Origin of the sequence: Agarilytica rhodophyticola (assembly GCF_002157225.2) — a bacterium.
Classification (GTDB): Bacteria; Pseudomonadota; Gammaproteobacteria; order Pseudomonadales; family Cellvibrionaceae; genus Agarilytica; species Agarilytica rhodophyticola.
In genome coordinates this window covers 5,056,556-5,072,639 of sequence record NZ_CP020038.1, presented here as the reverse complement: position 1 = coordinate 5,072,639, position 16,084 = coordinate 5,056,556, and the positions used below count along the sequence as shown (strand labels likewise).

Below are 16,084 nucleotides of genomic sequence, written 5' to 3'. Positions count from 1 at the left end.
ATACTAAAGGGAGAGGTCATTAACATGAGGGTATACAAAAGAGGTATTGCTACCTCTGTATTTTTATAATGTCATTCCGAACAGTAAGTTTTATTTGGCCGGCTTTTATCGCACAGTATGCCTCCCCATTGATACGCTTTGACACCATTTGCTTCAATATAAAACCAAGGGTAACTATTCATTTTAATATCTGTTTCGCTGATGACAGTAATCGCTTGCCTTTCGTGAGTTGAGCCTACTTGGGAGCTTGATAAATTGGGCTCCTCTCGTAATATTCCTCCCCATGAAAACGCGTAAATAGACGATTGCTTACCTTCAAATGATATAATTCTTTTTAGGGATTTCTGCTTTATGCAATCAAAACTGTACTCACATTGGTCTCGCTCTTTTAGCCACCTTCTCTGTGCCTGCTTTAGTGCCTTCACATCTACATAAGGCTTGGATAATTCTTGCAGGTAATGCTTATTGATACGTTTATCAAGAGTGGATAATTCTTGACTGCCACATATTACTTTCTCGGCAATTTTGCTGGCGGCTGAGCAGTCAAACCCAGCAGCATATGTAGCGTTTCCACTAAATATGAAGCCAGCAATTAATGTTATTATTGCAGTACATATTTTATTCATTACCCGTATTTACTCCTTATTGTTGATATGTTAATTATATAGATACTACTATATTTACTGTTTTCAGGCATCTATTGTTTTTAATAACTGGAATAAGTCAGGCAAGTAAACATGGAGTTTTATTTAAATAGCCCTGATAATCTGAAAAAATATATGGTTTAGTATTCAGAATTAATCGAGGGCTATAAATTAATAATAATTAGAGATTATCAATAGTGATCCTACTACTTCCAGGGTGTTATATGGAAGCGCTGATTGCTATTGCCGCTGCAATCCCACTGAGCAATTTCTTCTCCTGAACCAACATTGTAATTCAATACATCCATGCAGTCGCGGCTAAGATTGTTTTTAATTTCATAGTCATTATTTGCATTACGAGTCAATATCCACTGCTGATTTTTAGCATGGCGGTGATCCCAAAGGTGGATATTGACTCCATTATTAGAATTATGATCCTTTATATCCGCTCTTTTACCACTATTTAAAATGCTAAGATAAAATAAACCAGAGTGGGAGTTCGATGTGACATTTGCATGGGGAATAGCAAACCAGCTTTGGTTAATATGCCCTTTTCCCGCGAACCTCCACTGATGAACGGTATCACCGTTGTTTTTACCTGAGCCATCGACAACGCCATCAAAACTCTGATTAAGAGCATGTCGAGGTTTAAGTGTCGTAAAAAGTGGTATTTCCGAATGCTTTAAAGCTCCCGTATAACGAGCGCCACTAGTATAAGCATCGCCTGCGCCATTTTGTATTAAAAATGCGCGATAGTCATAGCTGCTGCGTTCATTTAAGTTAACACCCCAAGTTCGAGAAATATAGTTTTTGCTAAATATTTCAGGCCCTAGGTGGCGTTTAGACGATGACAGGTTGTAAAAAACTACGGAGTTTTTATGTTCTGATAGACCCGCAGGAGTGTCGATAGAGCCTCGATCAATTTTAGGAGCAATAAATGCGCGAGCATTATCGCCTCTCTCATTAATATAATCACGTAAATTACGGTTATCTAGGTCGTAATCAGTAATTACCACCATTATTTTTCCACGCAATCTATTTATATTGGGCCAGCCTTTTTTAGTGACTGCCGATCTGAGGTTGTTTGTACCACTTAAGTTTAATAGGTCTCGCGGTTTAAATAGAATGTCAGATCCAAACATATTTTCTAACAATGCATCGAAGTCATTAGGCCTGCGGCAAGGGCTATTAGTACCGTTTTGACATTGACTCTGTGGTTGCCACTGTTGTTTTTTATCCATCCATAAGGTTATCAAATCATGCTGTGGAAAATTATTATGAAAACGAAGAATCTCCTCAAAACATTCGCTTAAAAAGTCATGATCGCCATCGTTAATACACATTACATCTTCAGCGGGATTAAAAAGCGTGTGCCTTACGTACCAATCTCCCGAACGATATTGCGTCCATGGAAAAGCGTTTTGTGCGTCAAAGAAGTCGAGTTCTATATTGGTACTATAATGTCTTAGAATATTGTATATAGTATGTCCTTTGGCATAAGCATTGTGAATGCTTGTCTGAAAATATCGATTTAGCGGAATGTTATCGTTATCGTCAGTAAAATGTCCGTCTTGATAATTGTCAGTACGATTGTCTCCCCAGTAATCAGCATGAGAAACATTTATAAAAGCCATACTTACTATCATCAAAAATATATGTATGGGCACTCTTGAGGTTGAAAAAACCATTTTTTCTCCTAGTTATGTTCATGGGTTTAATTATTTAAAAGGTATACGCTATATCATCAAGATGACAGTAGTTTTAACTCTTATATAAGCTAGTTGCTGTCAGGTAAGCTTTTATAAAATTTGACCTGATCAGTTTAATTGTTGTTTTTTATTAATATGTGTTGTTATTTCGAAGGTTGCAAGATAAAAAATAAAATTTTTACAGAATTATTACTTTACTTATATAAGGAATAACTTCACTATTTTTCAAATATCTATTTTGTTGATTTTAATTTGTTAATACTCAACTAAATGTAAAATATAAATTATCACCTTATTAAAGATAAATATTAAATTGTGAATTTGTGATGGCTTTGATTATTTAGGCAGGCTTTGCCGTAGTGCTCTTATTGTGGTGTTGCTATATTTGATTTGAATAAATTAAAAGTGAGAGAATCATGAATAAAAATAAATTTATATTGTATCTTTTTCTATTTTCACTCCTCTTGACAATACAATCTCAAGCACAAATCCCTTTTAAGCAGGGGAGAATTGCTATTAGCTCCGATGGCAACTGGACAGATCCAGATGATTGGGGCGCAACACCGGCTGCCCTTATGATGTTAGCCAAGGCGGGTTTACAAGATAAGCTCGTGGCATATACCTATACCGACCATATATGGGGAAATAACCCTGCAAACTCGGTTCAGCAAATGCGTTTAAGTATTAATGGAGCGAAAAACCGTTGGAATTTTAATTCAACAAAGTTTGTTGAAGCTATTAACAATCAGGAAGCAGCATTTAATGCCATTAGAGATGCTATTAATGCTTCAACAGCCAATAATCGTTTGTTTATTTTATTGGCAGGATCAACTCACGTTGTGGGGGTTGGTATGCAAAGAGCTCAACCTTGGCGGCGGCAGTTTGTCACTATGATTTCTCACTCCTCCTGGAATGAACAACACGCTGATAGTCCGCACAGCTGGGAGACACAGCATTCGGGTTGGTCATGGCAGGATATGAAAGATGCTTTTACTACCACTGAATATATCGATATTAGAGACCAAAATAGTTCATCTAATCCGAACTTAGGCTTCAGTACGCAAACACTACCCAATAAATTTAGTTATTGGCATTGGATGCGTGATCATGCCGATGCTAATGTTAGATGGGTCTATGACAGAATGTTTTTTGCGGATAAAGCGGATATTTCAGATGCGGGTATGACTTGGTATCTTTTACACGGTGATGAGAATGGAAATCCTACTATGTTGAAAAACTTTATAGGAAGCAGTGTGGGTACACCTCCGTCGAACGATACAATTATTTTGCCAGTGGGTAAAACTCAATTGCAGGTCAAGCACAGTAATAAATGTGTTGATCTAGCAAGTGGTGCTATTGAAAATGGCACGAATATTCAACAATGGAATTGCGGATCCGGCGCTAATCGTGAGTTTACCTTCGTTGCAAAAGGTAATAATTTTTATGAAATTAGAACCAGACACGACAAGTGCTTAGGTGTTACAGGGAATTCTATGGCGAATGGTGCTAATGTGACCCAATGGTCCTGTTTCAACGGTAACAATATGCAATTTAAGTTGGAGAGTACAGGTGAAGGTTGGTTTGAAATTCGTGCTCGCCACAGTGATAAATGCCTTGATGTAGCAGGTATTTCTAATGCTAATGGAGCCAATATCCATCAATGGAATTGTCTCGGTGGTAATAATCAACAGTTTAGATTTGAATAAGCTTCTTCTATCTTAATTACATGTCACGAAATACTGGGTACGTTATTTAAGGTGTTAGGGTAACTAAGTGATACGCTCATGCTTAAGTAGATTTTATTATCGGTATCTTGTTTAGCTGGGAGCCTTTTTTAGTTAACGTGTGTAGGTGCTGCCGTCAGCGCCTACAGGCTACTTAATACAACCCTACTTGCGGTAATCCAATGGTGGTTTACGGTCACCTAGTAAAGAACTGTATTTGTAATTGGCACCACGAGCTTTGTGAAACTCTTCTTTTGCTTGTTTACGCAAATCTTTGTTAGTGTAGAGCTCGATAGCCGTTAGTGTCATTGTTTTTGCTGCAACCTGTGCACCCTTAAAACCAATGGACATCCCGCTAGCAGCAACCGCCTGCCAAGAGTGAGCTGAGGTGCCTGGCACCCATGCAGCTGTGGTTATGCCAACGGTTGGCACAGTGTAAGAGACATCTCCAACATCTGTAGAACCATAACCAAGACTTTTTGAATAAGGCTGTACCAGACGCTCACTCCCTAGGCCTAGCCGCGCATTGCTAAAAGAGCTATAGATTTCTTCTGCAAATTTTTTCTCTTTTGCGTTATAACTAATACCGCCCACTTGTCTAAGTTTAGCGTCAGCTACTTTGGCTAATGTCTCGTTGACTAGCAAGGGGTTATTGCCGTGAATAATTTCCCAATCCACCTGTGTACCTGTGCCAAGCGCAGCACCTTTTGCAGCATTTTGCACTCGTTTCCATATAGCTTCGACTTGTTGAACTTCTGGATGGCGAACGTAGTAGAAAACTTCAGCAAAATCAGGTACGACATTAGGGGCATTACCGCCCGAAGTGATGACATGGTGAATGCGTGTTTGCTGAGGAATATGCTCGCGCATCATATTGACCATCATATTGAAGGCTTCAACACCATCGAGTGCTGAACGTCCACGCTCAGGTGCACCTGCCGCGTGTGAAGAAATACCCTTAAAACGGAACTTTGCAGATCTGTTGGCAAGGGTTGTTTGCGCTGCTGCTGAATTTTCGTCGTCGGCATGCCAGTGCAACGCAATATCAACGTCATTAAAGAGGCCATCCCTTACCATATACACCTTACCGCTGCCGCCTTCTTCTGCCGGTGTGCCATAAAGGCGTATAGTCCCTGGCGTCTTTGTTTCACGTAGCCAGTTTTTAATGGCAATAGCTGCTGTCATAGAGCCTGCGCCAAATAAATTATGCCCGCATGCATGTCCTGCATGTTTGCCTTCTATAGGGGTACGAGAGCTGGAAATGCTTTGGTTTATCCCCGGAAGCGCGTCAAATTCTGCAAGTACGGCGATGATGGGCTTACCTTTACCCCAACTGGCGATAAATGCTGTTGGAATATTAGCAACACCAGCATCAATCTTGAATCCTGCTGCTTTTAGTTCTTTTTGCAGCAATTTGGATGAGCGCTCTTCTTGATAGCCTACTTCCGCCCAGTCCCACAGCTGTTTAGCCACACTCGCGGTCTGCTGATAGTTGGCATCTATATTTGCCAGTACACTCTTGGTATCGACATTGGCTGCGTGTGTTGAAAAGGTGTTTAAGGCAAGATAAACACTCAGTATGTAGGTTAACAAGAGTTTTGATAAAGCAGGCTTTGCGTACCCCATAATCCCATCCCCATTAAAAGCGTTAATGGGGTATAAAGTATCCTAAAACGCCACTTATTTAAAGTAGATACCCATTGTGAACTTTATGTATTGACCATGAGTGTCTCGTCAGTTGAAGCTTTTACATATGCTTGCTTGAAGCACTTCTCGTTAACATGAGAACCTGATGCGATGGGATTTATGATATACGTATCGAATAATACGAGGGGATATATTTGCTATGTCTAACTTAGTTGATAACTATAAGAATTTAATAATTAAATAGTAGTATCTGCATCCATGCATTGCTTAAGAGGTATTATGCTCAGCATGTTAATAAATTATATTCAAGGTTAATAGATAGATGCTAAAAAATAAAACGATGAAAAATATTCATTAGTTTTAACAAAGCCTTGTACTGCTTATATAAATACAGAGGTAATGGTATAAGCAATAAAAAATGTGATTGATAAAATTGTTACTTCACTTTTTCCAAATACTTTTGAATCAGGTGTGTATTCTTTTACCCGCCTGCAAGTGAAATGTTCTGCTGATGCTGTCATCTTGTGCCCCTGTTTGCTATTGCGTTACTTGTTTTATTCCTTTAGTGATGGGCTTGGCAAAAATGTTCATTTATAAAAAAGTCTATGAGGTATTGTAGAAAAACGCGAGTATAGAGAGTGGAAGACTAGGTTAGTTATTTTAAAACTAGATCTTGGAAATAATTACTATGACTGGAAGAATGTTAATTATGGCGCCATCACGGCAATGCTTTAGAGGCTACTATTCAGATAGAACAACTCGGTTTCTGCCTTCTTGTTTTGCTTGGTAAAGGGCTTTGTCGCAATGGTTAATAATTTGTTCTAAAGTAGTATTCTCTTTGCGATGTGATGCCACACCAATGCTAACTGTTAGGCTAAAACTTTGCCCTGGAGTATTAATAATTAAGTTCTCTGTTTCTCGCCTTATTCGCTCTGCCAGTATAAGGGCATTATCAATAGACGTGTTTAATAAACTCAGTATAAACTCTTCTCCTCCAATACGGGCGAAGATATCTCCTAGTCTAATAATATTAGCGACATTATCCGAAAACTTTTTTAGCGCAATATCCCCTGCATTGTGTCCATACTCGTCATTAATCTTTTTGAAAAAATCTATATCTAGCATCATAAGGGTAAAGGGTTCGGTATTTCGGATTGAAATATTTAATGCAGAGTTTGCCTGTTGTATAAATGCCCGCCGATTATATATCCCTGTGAGGTCATCAATCATGGCTTGATAGCTAAGTTTTTCTTGCAGTAAAATAAGTTCGGTAATATCTCTTAAAAAAGCAAAAATATATAGCTCACCTCTCACCTTTACTGTATTGACACTAAATTGGACATGTACTTCCTCTCCATTCTTTCTAAGCCCTCTTAGTTGCAATGACCTGCCGATAATCGATCCTTCGCCTTTTTCTTTAAATTTTTTAAAGGAATCTTTTGCTTTTTTACGTATGTCGTGAGCAGGTAATATATCGTGCACATACTTGCCTAAGACCTCTGAGGCGCTGTAGCCGAAAATCCTTTTTGCTGAGTTATTCCAAGCTACGATATTTCCAAGGTTATCAGTGACAATAACGGCATCAATAGAAGTCTCAACAATCTCTCGGTAAACTAAGTCATCAAAATCACTTTTCATTTCTCACCAGTTAAAGGCTATATTGCACTAATATTAATTAGGGGCTGTAACTGTTTGCCTTAGTGGAATTTACCGCAGTAGAATTTATCGTAGTAGAATTGCAGTAATTGTGGTTTGTATATAAGAAAATATAGCATATTTTATGTGCTTTTTATAATTTAGTGCTCGATAAATACAAAAGTAGGCGGGTGAATTTTTTTTGTGTCGTATAAGAGAGGGCTTATTATATTTTTGGTAAAATATATTCAGTTGCAGTGCGTTTTATGAAAAATTGTACAATATTGGCTTAGATTGTTTTTTAACCTTTGAGATTTTGTAACTTGCCTATTTAATGCAAATATGATGTTAATAAAGATGTCATACTTCTAATATTGAAGCCACGCTTTTTAGTCATTAATATAGTCGTCTATATACTCTCCGGTATTCAATAGGCATTAATTGTATGACAGATAAAAGAAACCGCTTGCTTACACGAAGACAGCTGTTACATTATGCTTCTGTACTCGCTGCTCAATCGTTTTTTAACGTTCCTCAAGCTATCGCTAAAAGTACAAAGGGGATGACAGACTACCCATTTAAGCTAGGTATTGCATCTGGGGATCCATCCTCTGAAGGCTTTGTATTATGGACACGCTTAGTGGCCGATATCTATGATGCAGAATCTCTGCCCGCTAGTAATATTCCTGTGGTCTGGCAGGTTTCTGACTCTGAAAATATGAAAACAGTTATTCAAAGCGGTACTGTGCACGCAAAGCCCGATAATGCTCACAGTGTACATGTTGAAGTTTACGGTCTTAAGCCAGACAGAGAGTATTTTTATCGCTTTATTTGTGGTGGTGAAGATAGCCCCATTGGTAGAACTCGCACACTGCCTTTGTTGGAGGCGAATATTACGCAATTTAAATTTGCTTTCGCATCGTGTCAGGATATTTCCAATGGTTATTTTGCTGCCTATAGAGATATGTTGAAACAAGATCCTAAGCTGATTATCCATACCGGAGATTATATCTACGAGAGTATTTATAAAGACGGTGTTCGCCGTATTCCTGTTGCCAATGCTTTAACCTTAAGTGACTATCGTAATTTATATAGCCGTTATCGTTTAGATAGTCATTTACAAGCGGCTCATGCGGCATGTCCCTGGCTATCGATATGGGATGATCACGAAGTGGAAAATGATTGGGGAGGACAGTACTCTGAGAGTATTCGCGACCAAGAATTATTTTTACAACGGAAAATTGCAGCGTTTAAAGCCTATTACGAACATATGCCGCTGCGTTTGTATTCTCGCTATACGAGAGGGAGTGCACGCATTTATCAGCGCACTCAGGTAGGTAATCTTCTTGAATTTAATTTGTTAGATTGCCGACAATTTCGAGACCCTCCTCCTTGTCGCGACGATAAAGGGCAAGTTATTAATTACACCCCTTTGTGTGATGAGGCAAAATCCACTTCGCGTTCAATGTTGGGCGAGGAGCAAGAAGCATGGTTATTAAGGGGCTATGGCACATCAGGAGCGAGTTGGAATACACTGGTACAAACTGCACCTATTGGGCCTTTTGATTTTAAAAAGGGTGAGGGCACGATTTACAAAATGGATGGGTGGGATGGCTATGTCTCAACGCGTCAGCGCATAATAGATCATATTGACAAAAATAAAGTGCGAAACCCCGTCGCCATTGGTGGCGAAATTCATGCTTTTTATGCTGGTGTTATTAATAAAGATCCTTTTGATGGTGATTCTCCAGCAGTACTGAGTGAGTTAATTAGTACTTCAATTTCATCTGGTGGCGGCGGCGATCAGCGCTATCAACAGACGAATGAACAGTTTTCTGAAAATACCTTCGCCCGTTTTTTTGAAAATCGTTTTCGCGGTTATATGTTGTGTGAGGTTAATCATAAAGAGTGGAATAGTACAATGCGGGTAGTAGATAATGTTAATGACCCCGCATCGCCTGTTAATACTTTAAATACGCTTACTATTAAAGACGGTATTGTGGATGTTAATGTTGGTTAAGTTAGTTCTTGTTCATATTAATTAAATCACACAAAGCTTGGCAAAGGAGGCCTATTACGAACCTCCGGTGTATTCCCAATATTTTACCGTTGGATCACGCTTTTTTAGACGAATATAGAGTTGAAAGATCGGAACAACCGAATTCGCAGTTTTGTCTATAGTATACACAGAACGATTAGGTGATACTATTAGGATGATCTCTGCCAGAAAAGCAAACGAGAAAGAAAAAGCTTACTATAAAAAGGGAGTTTTTGGCTCAATAAATGGAGTAAACTAAAAGGGCGATTAAAAACGTAAAACTTAAAGACGTCAATAAATCCAGAGGAAAAACCGATTGAAAGTACTTGAAGCCTACCGATAGCGATGTTCAAGCTATGGAAGCACCAAGGCTATTATTTTCAGAGCTACACCAGGTGAAGAAAGTCAAGCAACATTGAACAAAGCAATCAGGTCTGACGCTCACTACAAAGCCGCAGCTTATGGCAACGCTAGATGCTCTAAGGAATTATAAATATGAAGTTCGTAATGATTTTTGGCCCGTCTGGGATAGGGAAAGAAACTATAGCACGTCATTTAGCAGCCCAAAAAGGATGGCATGTTTTCCCCCAGCATTTAGCATTCGATATAGCAAGTGCCGTTGTTGGCTTTGGAAATAATGGATTTGAAAAATATCAAAGGAATGTATGTCTAAAAGCTATAAAAACACTTCACTTAAGAAACGCCAACGGATTAGTATTTACTTTCTGCTATGTTACAAAGGCCAGCGACTTTTTTATTGAAGGCCTGCTATCGATGCTACGCGAATTGGATGTATCAGCAGAATTTGTCCGTATAACATGTGATTTGGAAGAGCATATAGCAAGAGTCACAAGCGAAGGTCGAAAAAATACAAATAAAATTCAAACTAAAGAATACCTTATCAACTATTTAGAACAATTTGATTTTGGCGAATCTATTCCAGGCAAAAGCTCAATATCATTAGACACAACGTCAATGTCAGCTGAAGAATCAGCAAATGAGATTGCGCGCAAACTATGTATTTAGTAATACCTTTAACCCGCAATTTACACTTCGTTCCAATTGCCCGCTGTGTTGGGCCTTCTGTTTATAGGATATCCTAATGCCAGATTATCAGTTTACCGTTTCATTAAAGGTAACGCATCCTTCGTTTAATTATCAAAGTATTTCTCAAGCTTTGTCTCTCGAGCCTAGTATCGCGCATAATATTGGTGATCCTAGATATACTCGAAAAGGCCACTCACTTGGGGGCTATCACAAAGAGACTTTATGGAGCTTAGACTTATGCAATGGTAAAAAATTGGATGCGGGAAAAATACTCTTTGAAGAATTCATAGAACAATGGAACACTAATCTTGCTAAACATAAGGCGTTTATTTCAGAGATACGTTCTAGTGGAGGAGTAGTAGAATATTTTGTAGGTTGGTTTAGTGTTGATAGTATCAATATGAGTATTGCCCTTGATCCTTCTTTACTAAAAAGTACAGCCGAACTGGGTCTGTCAATTGTTTTGCACGCATACCTTGATGAAGAATAAATATGACAAGGTGCTTACTAGATCCGACACTGTTATCACTATGATTAAGCAAGTTTTATAACGTTTAACCTAAACGGAATGAGACGGTAGATTATTAAGTGAAACTCGCAGACAATTTTGTGCTGGGACAAGTGCATTTGTTTGCCGCATAAGTGCTGAAGTCATTTGAACGTCAAACTCTGTGCTGGTTTTCTTAGAAGTGTTTGTCATGTTATTCACCTCCAAATCCAGTTTTAGTTGAACTACGGAATGGAGGTGTAGGAAGCGTGAACAGGCTGCTTTGGCCGTTATTGTTTCCATTTTTTAAAAATAAGAGATGTATTAATGCCGCCAAAGGCAAAGTTGTTACTCATGACATAGTCAGTGTCTATATGCTTACCTTGTTCAGTAATATAATCAAGTTCAGCACATTCTTCGCTCACATTTTCCAAATTTAATGTGGGAGCGAACCAGGCGTCACGCATCATATGAATACTGGCCCAGGCTTCAATTGCGCCGCAAGCACCAAGGGTGTGTCCAATATGGCCTTTTAGGGAGCTAATCGCTACGTCTTTACCAAAAATCGCATGCGTTGCCTGGGACTCTGCTACGTCTCCTAGCTGAGTTGCAGTGCCATGAGCATTAACATAAGCGATCTGCTCGGGAGAAAGTTGCGCATCTTCAAGTGCAAGTTGGATGACTTTACCCATGGTTGCTGTGGTTGGTTGTGTCACATGCTGGCCATCGCAGTTGGTACCGAAGCCGACTACCTCTGCAATGATATTGGCATTTCGTTGTTGCGCATGTTCCAGTTCTTCTAATACAAATGTGCACGCACCTTCGCCTACGACTAAACCATCGCGCTCGCGATCAAAAGGGCGAGGTGTTTGTGAAGGGGTATCATTTTTCAAGCTGGTGGCATAGAGTGTATCGAAAATAGCAGCTTCAGAAGGGCATAGCTCTTCAGCGCCTCCGGCGAGCATAATGTTTTGCTTACCACTTTGTATGGCTTCAAAGGCGTAGCCGATACCCTGGCTGCCCGAAGTACAAGCAGTGGATGTAGCTATGACGCGTCCTTGTAAGCCAAAATAAACAGCGATATTGACCGGAGCGGTGTGACTCATCATCCGAATATAAGTGGTTGCATTGACGTCGGAGATATCGGACTGGGAAATAAGTTTGGAAAAATCCTGCATTGCGTCGGTAGAGCCGGTGCAAGAGCCATAGGAAATGCCTGTGCTACCATCTTTAATGATTTCTTCATCGAGCAGATTTGCTTCTTGTAACGCTAACTCAGTTGCCCTTACCGCAAGCCTCGATACACGTCCCATCGTGCGCAGTTTTTTGCGGGTGTAGTGTTTTGGTAATGAGAAATTTTCAATAGGAGCGGCTAAGCGTGTATTGAGCTCGTTAATATTTTCCCACTCTGGCATATAGCGAATACTGCTGTTATTTTCCTGTAAATTTTGCTTAAACTCACGCCAGGAATCTCCAAGTGGAGTAATGGCCGAAATCCCCGTGATGACAACACGCTTTTTATTCATATTCTAATACTCTTACTACTGTGGGCAGGTAGCCCTCCCTTGTTAACACATACCACCGTTAACGCTGATCACTTGCCGTGTAATATAGCCTGCTTCGTCTGACATGAGAAATCTTACTGTTGCCGCCACTTCTTCCACTTGTCCGAAGCGTTTCATCGGGATCATTTTCATGGCTTCATCTTTATAGATGTCTTCGGTCATTTCCGTCTCAATCACACCAGGAGCCACACAGTTAACAGTGATTTTGCGTTTTGCCATTTCGATGGCGAGTGCTTTTGTGGCGCCAATAATACCAGCTTTGGCAGCACTATAGTTTGCTTGTCCTCGGTTGCCTACAAGGCCTGATACCGATGATAGAGTGACAATTCGCCCCCCCTTTCGCAGCCTTACCATAGGCATAATCAAGGGGTTGAGCACATTGTAAAAGGCGTCTAGGTTGGTGTGAATCACTGCATCCCAATCCTCACCGCTAAGTGCAGGAAAAGCGTTATCTTTAGCGATTCCTGCATTACACACCACACCGTAAAATGCGCCATGCTGTTCAATGTTCTCGTTCAATTTTTCTGCTACTTGAGCTCTTTCGGCAACGTCAAATTGAAGAGTGCTGGCACTACCATTATTTTGTTGTATCTCTGCCACCACTTCATTGGCCAGGTCTTCTCGTGAGTGATAGTGCACACATACATCAAAGCCCTGCTGTGCCAGATTCAGTGCGCAAGCGCGGCCAATACCTCTGCTTGCTCCAGTAATAAGAACTCTTCTTGTTGAACTCAATTGTTTCGCCTTTTTAAATTTAGTAGTGATTCCGGGTTTTCCGGCATAATAGCCTTAATCGTGGCATGAGCCAGTACTGCTTTATTGTTCTCACTTTGTTCGTCAAAATCTGTTATCTGACAACTGTAAACCCCTAAACTGGTTTGATTTTTCATTTCTTCTTCAACCCGCACTCGAATACGCTGGTGAAGGTGAAAGTGGGGTGTGTTTACCTCAAGCCGTTTACACCCCATCACAAATCCCATGGCGATAGGTTTCGCTTTTGCAAGCCGTTGGATGCCTTCAAGGGCTGCTATGGCTTGGCACATATATTCCAAGCTTAGCCAAGTTGGTATTTTGCCCGCGTTATCAGCAAAAGAACAGCCGGGAAGGTGGTCAACTAAGCACTCTAGCCAATCATTCCCCCACTGATCAATGTGGTCGATAAGTAACATCGGAGGGCGATGGGTTATTAGCTCTGCTGGCTTGTAGCTAATAGGCGTGTTGTCGGTAGGTGTATTGCAGGTAGGCTTAGTCATGATGCCTCAGATAGTGCGCAATTATTTTTCGAAACTATGTGATTAGACAATAATATTGCTCCTAAAAGATTGATGCTATTACCTATCAATACGGTTGTACCAAAGGCGCTGACAACGGGTAAGTCGCTGGTACTTAGCAGACCAAAAGAAAGCAAGCTGGTAAGCGCTGATAATATGACGGCGTGCAAAGTTTGGTCGCGATGCTCAGAAATCTCAGCAACAAATATTACGTAGTCCATACCTAGGCCTAACACCAAGAACATAGCCATCGTGTGGAACAAGGTCAGCGGTAAGCCTGCAAAGTATAGTATTACAACTGTCAGCGCAATAGCATTGAGTGGCACTAGTACTAAGCGCAGCTGCACTAGCTGCCGGTATCTTAACAAAACAAGTATTGCGACTAAAATAAAGGCTAGGGCGAGCAAAAGTGTGGCTGACTGCCTTTGTGATGACACACTTTGTTCGACCATTTGCGCGGTATTGATAACGGTAATATTGTCGTTGAGATGATGTAATGATGTTAACGAGTTGTGGTCAAATTCTTTGGGTATTAGAATAAAGCTAAAAATAGCTTCTTGCTGTTCTAGCCAGAGACTGATAGCGCCGCTTTGGGTGGTGGAAAAAAGTTCACTAGGTAAAAGTACCTTATCTATCGCAAGTCTATACTGCGTTTGTAAATTATCAATAACAGATTGCTCTACATCTTGAGCGGCCAGAAATTGTTGAACTAGACCATTTTCTTGATATAAGCGCGACTGTTGTTGATAGTAATGGGATTGTTGCTTGGGAGACGGTAATAGCTTGTGAACCCCAAATGTTTTCTCAAAATTTGGGATATTGTTTTTTAACGTGTTCAGGTGCTGATAAATTTCCTCGACAGACTTACCCTTTATTACGATGTATCTTCCTGGTTCGTAGGAAGAGATAAGTTCAGCAACTGTTTTTTCTTGTTCTAAAAGCTTGGGGTTAGGACTGAAGAATATCTTAGCGCTGTCGTTCACATAGGAACCTTTAAACAATAGAAAACTGAAACTAAGTAATATTGCTGAACAGGTTAACCATAAATATCTACCTTGCACATTTTTTAATAAAAAATTTAATATGCGTAGTATGTGAGCTAAGAATTGACTGTTTTGTGTATAGTCTTTTTGTTTTAGTTGCGGTGCAGCGGCGACTACTATCACCCAGGCCCCGATAAGCCCAACAGCGGAGAAAAAAGCTACTCGTGTTAGCGAACTCAACTCTGAAAATGCCAGTGCACCATAACCAATAACCGAAGTAAATAAGCTGAACGCCAAAGCCTTGTACAACTGTGAGACTTGGTTTTTATCTGTTTTATGAAAGAACGAGTGTAAGGAGTAATCTATTACAACTCCGATAAGCCCTGCACCAAAAACAATGGTGATAATGTGTACAGATCCAAATAGGATATGTGAACCGGTGAAGGCCAGAGCAATCCCAAAGATAATGGATAATCCTGGTAACAGCAGTGCGCCAAAAGATCTAAAAGTAAGTAACAGCAGTAGGAAAATACCAATACTGGAACCGGTACTAATGGTGGAAATATCTGCTTTTGCTTTTTTTGCTGCATCCGTTGCAAAAAATATAATACCCGAGTGAAGATACTGTATTTGCGGATAATCTAAGGCGATATGTTCTTTGATTTGTTGGAGTTGTTGTTGAATACTATTTTGTATCTCAAGATCCAGCGCATCCTTATCTATATTGAAAAATATAGGAATAAAATACTGTTGTTTGCCGTCAAGCTCGAATGCTGTCGCTTCATTTAAATTATTACTATTGAGTTGATTTGCACTATTTAGGATAAAATCATTAAGTAAACCAAAAGGGTCAACGGTAATTGGAAAAATTTGAGCGCTACTTTCTAAACTATATAGACGATGTTTTGCTGAAGTCATGAGCTGCGCGTCAGATACGCTGTCCAGCTGTAGGCTTTGCTGCTGACTAAGTAATTGAAAACGATACTGCTTGAGCAGGTCTGTGTAGCGTTGGAAATTCTCTAGCCCATCGACAACAGAAAAAGAGTAACCTCCATCTTGTACGAATTCCACAAAGGCATCGAAGGCTTCTTCCACTTGGTCACTATCTTCAGCATATACTACTAAGGTAAATCGTTTTTCTATGGAAGATGATACGTTATCAATAGCGTATTGGAGATCTTTCTTTGGAGCAAACTCCGGCGACATGGATTTCAAGTTGGTATCAATGTTAAATCCCTGTGGGAATTGCCTTACAAAAAAAATAGTAATAGCTATAAACAGCACAACAGATAGAGATTGGCAGAGTTTAACCAGGTGTCGGTGGTTGAACATAC

At 39.9% G+C, this 16,084-nt stretch carries 14 protein-coding genes; 4 read left to right on the top strand and 10 right to left on the bottom strand.

Going from position 1 to position 16,084, the window contains the following annotated elements; translation table 11 throughout:
- Nucleotides 1–71 precede the first annotated feature (71 nt).
- Together BVC89_RS21030 and BVC89_RS21025 are read right to left on the bottom strand one after the other, a co-directional pair.
- The gene (locus tag BVC89_RS21030) at nucleotides 72–626 is read right to left on the bottom strand and encodes a lysozyme inhibitor LprI family protein (protein WP_086933087.1); all 555 of its coding nucleotides are present in this window, start codon (nucleotides 624–626) and stop codon (nucleotides 72–74) included.
- A gap of 224 nt (nucleotides 627–850) precedes the next feature.
- Nucleotides 851–2,278, bottom strand: a complete 1,428-nt coding sequence (locus BVC89_RS21025; RefSeq protein WP_158658059.1) for a Ca2+-dependent phosphoinositide-specific phospholipase C — start codon at nucleotides 2,276–2,278, stop codon at nucleotides 851–853.
- A 491-nt stretch (nucleotides 2,279–2,769) separates the two neighbouring features.
- Between BVC89_RS21025 and BVC89_RS21020 the strand changes: the two genes are divergently transcribed.
- Nucleotides 2,770–4,059, top strand: coding sequence for an RICIN domain-containing protein (locus BVC89_RS21020; protein ID WP_086933085.1), 1,290 nt, complete (start codon nucleotides 2,770–2,772; stop codon nucleotides 4,057–4,059).
- Nucleotides 4,060–4,242: 183 nt separating this feature from the next.
- On the opposite strand, the gene BVC89_RS21015 is transcribed toward BVC89_RS21020, so the two are convergent.
- From BVC89_RS21015 to BVC89_RS21010, 3 genes are all read right to left on the bottom strand, one after another.
- Nucleotides 4,243–5,703 (bottom strand): amidohydrolase, encoded by a 1,461-nt coding sequence (locus BVC89_RS21015; RefSeq protein WP_086933084.1) that lies wholly within the window; start codon nucleotides 5,701–5,703, stop codon nucleotides 4,243–4,245.
- Nucleotides 5,704–6,104: 401 nt separating this feature from the next.
- Nucleotides 6,105–6,245: a hypothetical protein gene (locus tag BVC89_RS29920; RefSeq protein ID WP_158658058.1), complete on the bottom strand. Its 141-nt coding sequence runs from the start codon at nucleotides 6,243–6,245 to the stop codon at nucleotides 6,105–6,107.
- A gap of 220 nt (nucleotides 6,246–6,465) precedes the next feature.
- Nucleotides 6,466–7,362 (bottom strand): GGDEF domain-containing protein, encoded by an 897-nt coding sequence (locus BVC89_RS21010; RefSeq protein ID WP_086933083.1) that lies wholly within the window; start codon nucleotides 7,360–7,362, stop codon nucleotides 6,466–6,468.
- Nucleotides 7,363–7,804: 442 nt separating this feature from the next.
- On the opposite strand from BVC89_RS21010, the gene BVC89_RS21005 reads away from it, so the two are divergent.
- The 3 genes from BVC89_RS21005 to BVC89_RS20990 all read left to right on the top strand — a co-directional run bounded on the left by BVC89_RS21005 (nucleotide 7,805) and on the right by BVC89_RS20990 (nucleotide 10,934).
- Nucleotides 7,805–9,379 (top strand): alkaline phosphatase D family protein, encoded by a 1,575-nt coding sequence (locus BVC89_RS21005; protein ID WP_086933082.1) that lies wholly within the window; start codon nucleotides 7,805–7,807, stop codon nucleotides 9,377–9,379.
- A gap of 513 nt (nucleotides 9,380–9,892) precedes the next feature.
- Nucleotides 9,893–10,423 (top strand): P-loop nucleotide/nucleoside kinase family protein, encoded by a 531-nt coding sequence (locus BVC89_RS20995; RefSeq protein WP_086933080.1) that lies wholly within the window; start codon nucleotides 9,893–9,895, stop codon nucleotides 10,421–10,423.
- A gap of 76 nt (nucleotides 10,424–10,499) precedes the next feature.
- Complete coding sequence (locus BVC89_RS20990) at nucleotides 10,500–10,934, top strand: DUF4279 domain-containing protein (RefSeq protein ID WP_086933079.1); 435 nt, start codon at nucleotides 10,500–10,502, stop codon at nucleotides 10,932–10,934.
- Nucleotides 10,935–11,003: 69 nt separating this feature from the next.
- Here BVC89_RS20990 and BVC89_RS29915 read toward each other — a convergent pair whose 3' ends face one another.
- The 5 genes from BVC89_RS29915 to BVC89_RS20965 all read right to left on the bottom strand — a co-directional run bounded on the left by BVC89_RS29915 (nucleotide 11,004) and on the right by BVC89_RS20965 (nucleotide 16,082).
- Nucleotides 11,004–11,144 (bottom strand): hypothetical protein, encoded by a 141-nt coding sequence (locus tag BVC89_RS29915; RefSeq protein ID WP_158658057.1) that lies wholly within the window; start codon nucleotides 11,142–11,144, stop codon nucleotides 11,004–11,006.
- A 77-nt stretch (nucleotides 11,145–11,221) separates the two neighbouring features.
- Nucleotides 11,222–12,457 carry a beta-ketoacyl-ACP synthase gene (locus BVC89_RS20980; protein WP_086933077.1) on the bottom strand — a complete coding sequence of 412 codons (1,236 nt, stop codon included), beginning with the start codon at nucleotides 12,455–12,457 and terminating at the stop codon, nucleotides 11,222–11,224.
- A gap of 42 nt (nucleotides 12,458–12,499) precedes the next feature.
- Nucleotides 12,500–13,231 carry a 3-ketoacyl-ACP reductase FabG2 gene (locus BVC89_RS20975; RefSeq protein WP_086933076.1) on the bottom strand — a complete coding sequence of 244 codons (732 nt, stop codon included), beginning with the start codon at nucleotides 13,229–13,231 and terminating at the stop codon, nucleotides 12,500–12,502.
- Nucleotides 13,228–13,749 carry a hotdog family protein gene (locus BVC89_RS20970; protein ID WP_086933075.1) on the bottom strand — a complete coding sequence of 174 codons (522 nt, stop codon included), beginning with the start codon at nucleotides 13,747–13,749 and terminating at the stop codon, nucleotides 13,228–13,230. The genes BVC89_RS20975 and BVC89_RS20970 overlap by 4 nt, the downstream gene beginning before the upstream one ends.
- Nucleotides 13,746–16,082 carry an MMPL family transporter gene (locus tag BVC89_RS20965; RefSeq protein ID WP_158658056.1) on the bottom strand — a complete coding sequence of 779 codons (2,337 nt, stop codon included), beginning with the start codon at nucleotides 16,080–16,082 and terminating at the stop codon, nucleotides 13,746–13,748. Before BVC89_RS20965 ends, BVC89_RS20970 begins: the two co-directional genes overlap by 4 nt.
- Nucleotides 16,083–16,084 lie beyond the last annotated feature (2 nt).